Origin of the sequence: Tychonema sp. LEGE 07196 (assembly GCF_963890365.1) — a bacterium.
Taxonomy (GTDB): Bacteria; Cyanobacteriota; Cyanobacteriia; order Cyanobacteriales; family Microcoleaceae; genus Microcoleus.
The window spans coordinates 1-4,060 of sequence record NZ_CAWPRX010000198.1; the positions used below are offsets into that span (position 1 = coordinate 1).

Here is a 4,060-nt window from a genome sequence, read left to right on the forward strand (position 1 = left end):
AATATCTCCGTACTTGACATTTTGGGAGATACTAATGAGAATTCTTTGAGATGCACGCTAACTTGCTCTCCTTTTTTGGATACAATACCTAATTTACCACGGTTTGAGCCTTAACTGAACCGTATTGGGCGATCGCCAACTAATCTCGATTGTTACCAGTCGCGGCACCCAAACATCGAATCCCGATGAGTTTGTGTCTGCAGAAATTTCTCAGCAAGTATTTCGGGGAGAGACTGATATTTATTTAAACGAGGTAGAAACAACAACGGCTTATCGAGTCGTTGGAGGTGGGGAAAATCGCGATTCTGCGAGTAAAAGAATTGAGGCGGATCAGGTGACAGCGATTTATTTGTCGCCGCAAGACCCGGATTATTTTGCTGCTGGGGGGCATCCTGTAGCTTTGTACCGATATCGGTTGGAGTTGTTACCGGGAGAATAAGTTGATTGTCGTTTTATTAGATCGAGCGCATGAAATCTGCACGTTGTTCGACATCAGTTCAAAAAATAGTGCGATCTTCGCTAAGGATTTTTACGAGATTGCTTCAGTTTTTCTACTTTTCTCAGGTTTTCTCTGGCTTGTAAGTTGTTCGGAGCGAGTTCGATAGCTCGCTGGAAAGCTGCGATCGCTTCTTCTAGTTTGTGCTGTTGGCTTAGTGCCACGCCTAAAGCATCGTAAGCCGAGGCATTTTTTGGATCTAACTGAATTCCTTGCCCCAGCACTGCGATCGCTTCTTCTAGCTGTCCTACATCCATTAGTAATCCACCCAAAATCCTAAAAGCCCGAGCATTTTTTGGATCTAGCTGAATTGCTTGCCGAAAAGCTGCGATCGCCTCTGGTAATCTTCGTTGCTGCTTGAGAGAATTACCCAAATCGTAGTAAACCGCTGCATTTTCTGGGTTTTGCCCAACAGCTTGAATGTCAAGAGCTCTGGCTTCATTCATTCTACCTACCCGAGTGAGTGATGCCCTCAAACGGCTGCGAATATCAGCATTTTTAGGCGCCATTGCTAAGGCTTGGCGGTAGAAATGGATAGCTTCATCAATTTTCCCTCTATCGTTCAGTGCGGTGGCCAGAAGCACATAAGTATCAACGGAATTTATGTCAAGTGCAATGGATTGCCGGAATACCTCGATCGCCTCATCTAATTTTCCCTGCTTGACCAGTACCCTCCCCAAATTATTGTAGGCTATTGAATTTTCTGGGTTTAGTTTAATGACTTGGCGGTAGTTGCTAATTGCCTCATCTAGCTGGCCGTGCTGTAATAGCAAACTGCCCAAATTATTGTAGACAGAGGCCTTTTGGGGGTCAATTACAATAGCTTGGCGGAGTGCGGCTATTGCTTCTTCGGTTTTTCCATTTTGTCTGAGAATATCGCCCAAAATATCATGAAATTCGGCAGATTTCGGGTCAATTTTAATGGCTTGACGCAAGTAGGATATCGCCTCTTCCAATTTCCCCTGCTGTCTCAATGCCTCGCCCAGCTCGCTGTAGGATTGAGCAAGTTTGGGGTCAATTTTAATAGCTTCTTGAAGGAAATATATTGCCTCGTCGAGTTTGCCCTGAAGTCTGAGGGCAATTCCCAGAGAACTGTAAGTTCGAGCCATTGTCGGGTCAAGTTGGATTGCTTGCCGAAAGTAGGATATCGCTTCATCCAGTTTTCCTTGTTTGGCTAGGGCAAGACCTAAATTGTTGTAAGGGTAAGCGTAAGTAGGATCTATTTGTAAAGATTGACGGAACGAAATTATTGCTTCGTCCAGTCTCTTCTGCCGCGTTAACGTTACGCCGATATTGTTATAAGCAACTGCATGAGCGCTAGCTGGGGTTCCGAATTCATTTGGTACACTCAAAGCTTGGCGGTAAACTGCGATCGCCTCTTCCCATTTCCCTTGACTGTACAGTGCCCACCCCAGATTGGTATATCCGTATGCGTTGTTTGGGTTAAGTCTGATAACTTGCCGAAAAATATTTTCTGATTGGGAGTAATTGCCGGCATTTTGAGCCTCGGTTCCCTGTTGAAATAATTCATCAATATTTTGAGCAACAGCGATTTGCCCAGTAGTAGCCAGGGATATTACTAACAGGAGAGCGCATAACTTAGTAAGCTTCATAATTCCCCTCTCATTTATTCAAGTTTTTTATAACTCTTAGCTTGATTTATAAATTATGCTAACAATTATAAAATTTTACGCAGGGCATCTATTTTATTTTTTTACACTTGTTTCGATTTAAAACTATTTGATTTGATAGCAGTGCGCCCAATCTAACATTTATATAAAAAAAATCAGAAGGTAAAAAATTAGTTTTTTACCTTCTAACTAGCGACTTTCCGATTTCCCGTTACTGAACAAACTTCTTGAATGCCAGCGTCACGTTGTGGCCGCCAAATCCAAAGGAATTCGACAGCGCTACATCAACTTTTAGATCGCGACTTGTATGCGGAACATAGTCTAAATCGCACTCTGGATCGGGATTCTCCAGATTGATTGTCGGCGGAATTTTGTCATTGGCGATCGCCATTACCGCAGCCACCGCCTCAATTCCCCCAGAACCGCCCAAAAGATGGCCGGTCATTGACTTGGTAGAACTAATTGCTACTTTGTAAGCGCTTTCCCCCAAAACCTTCTTAATCGCCTTCGTTTCAGTAGAGTCGTTGGGAAGCGTACTCGTGCCGTGGGCGTTGATATAACTCACCATATCCGGTGTCAAACCAGCATCCTTGAGCGCTAAAGCGATCGCCCGCGAGGCACCCTCGCCCCCCGGTACTGGGGATGTCATGTGATACGCATCGCAGGTTAAACCGTAGCCGACGATTTCTGCGTAAATTCTCGCGCCGCGCGCCAGAGCGTACTCCATTTCTTCTAGAATCAGAATGCCAGCGCCTTCGCCGACGACAAAACCGTCCCGATCGCGATCGAACGGACGGCAAGCATGAGTCGGGTCATCGTTGCGAGTCGAAAGCGCCCTCGCCGCCGCAAAACCCGCCACGCACAAAGGTGTCACCGCAGCTTCCGTACCGCCGCAAATCATCGCTTGCGCGTAACCGCCCTGAACCATGCGAAACGCATCGCCCACCGCATTTGACCCCGCAGCACAAGCCGTCACCGTGCAAGAGTTCGGCCCCTTAGCGCCCGTTTGAATTGCCGTCAGACCTGCTGCCATATTCGCAATCATCATGGGAATCATAAACGGGCTGCACCGATCGGGGCCGCGAGTCAAATAGATCTCTTGCTGATCTTCCAAAACCTTCAGCCCGCCAATGCCAGTGCCAAGAATGACACCCACCTGTTCTGCGTTCAGGTCGTTAATCTCAAACTTCGCATCAGCTAGAGCTTGTTTGCTCGCTGATACCCCAAATTGAGCAAAGCGATCCATCCGCTTTGCTTCCTTGCGCTCTAAATAGTCGTGTGGGTTAAAACCCTTCACCTCTCCAGCAATCCGGCAGTCGTGCCGCGACGCATCGAACAAAGTAATCGGGCCGATGCCATTTTTCCCCGCCAGCAACCCGTCCCAATATTCGGACAAGGTATTGCCGATCGGTGTAATCGCGCCGAGACCAGTGATAACAACGCGCTTACGCTCTAAATTTGTCATGATTTCAGTTTCAAAAAATTAAACACCCAGAACGCAGAACAAAAGAGGAGTTTTTAGTTTTTTTAACTTCTCTCCTCTTAGGGGAAAAGACAGGTATTTTATGCTTTTGGAGCTGCAAGTTTGCTGCTGATGAAATCTACAGAAGCTTGAACCGTGGTAATTGATTCGGCTGCTTCGTCGGGAATTTCAATATCAAACTCTTCTTCCAAAGCCATGACCAGCTCTACTGTATCTAGGGAATCTGCTCCTAAATCGTTAGCAAAGTTGGCTTCCGGCTTGACTTCGCTCGGATCGACTTCGAGTTGATCGGCCACAATTTTCTTGACTCTGGCAAAAATGTCGTCTTGACTCATAACATCCTGTCCTCATTGGTTGCTGCGTATCTAATCTTATCCGAAAGGGGGATCTGCAAGAAAAAGGGTTGCCGCTTTTCTAAGTGACACGAGGGAGAGGGGGAGAGGGGGAGAT

The 4,060-nt window shown here is 46.5% G+C and carries 3 protein-coding genes and 1 pseudogene; 1 reads left to right on the top strand and 3 read right to left on the bottom strand.

Annotated elements, in window-relative coordinates; translation table 11 throughout:
• Nucleotides 1-127: 127 nt before the first annotated feature.
• Nucleotides 128-439 (top strand): annotated as a pseudogene (locus AACV78_RS23745) (DUF6816 family protein); the annotation flags it as partial.
• A gap of 80 nt (nt 440-519) precedes the next feature.
• On the opposite strand, the gene AACV78_RS23750 reads toward AACV78_RS23745, so the two are convergent.
• The 3 genes from AACV78_RS23750 to acpP form a co-directional block, all read right to left on the bottom strand.
• Nucleotides 520-2,109: a tetratricopeptide repeat protein gene (locus AACV78_RS23750; RefSeq protein WP_194013075.1), complete on the bottom strand. Its 1,590-nt coding sequence runs from the start codon at nt 2,107-2,109 to the stop codon at nt 520-522.
• Nucleotides 2,110-2,338: 229 nt separating this feature from the next.
• Complete coding sequence (gene fabF, locus AACV78_RS23755; protein ID WP_194013074.1) at nt 2,339-3,592, bottom strand: beta-ketoacyl-ACP synthase II; 1,254 nt, start codon at nt 3,590-3,592, stop codon at nt 2,339-2,341.
• Between the two features lie 98 nt (nt 3,593-3,690).
• Nucleotides 3,691-3,945: an acyl carrier protein gene (acpP, locus tag AACV78_RS23760; RefSeq protein ID WP_194013073.1), complete on the bottom strand. Its 255-nt coding sequence runs from the start codon at nt 3,943-3,945 to the stop codon at nt 3,691-3,693.
• Nucleotides 3,946-4,060 lie beyond the last annotated feature (115 nt).

Excerpts from the sequence above, each read along its gene's own strand:
- AACV78_RS23750 (WP_194013075.1), bottom strand. The coding sequence starts at position 2,109 with ATGAAGCTTACTAAGTTATGCGCTCTCCTGTTAGTAATATCCCTGGCT.
- fabF (WP_194013074.1), bottom strand. The coding sequence starts at position 3,592 with ATGACAAATTTAGAGCGTAAGCGCGTTGTTATCACTGGTCTCGGCGCG.
- acpP (WP_194013073.1), bottom strand. The coding sequence starts at position 3,945 with ATGAGTCAAGACGACATTTTTGCCAGAGTCAAGAAAATTGTGGCCGAT.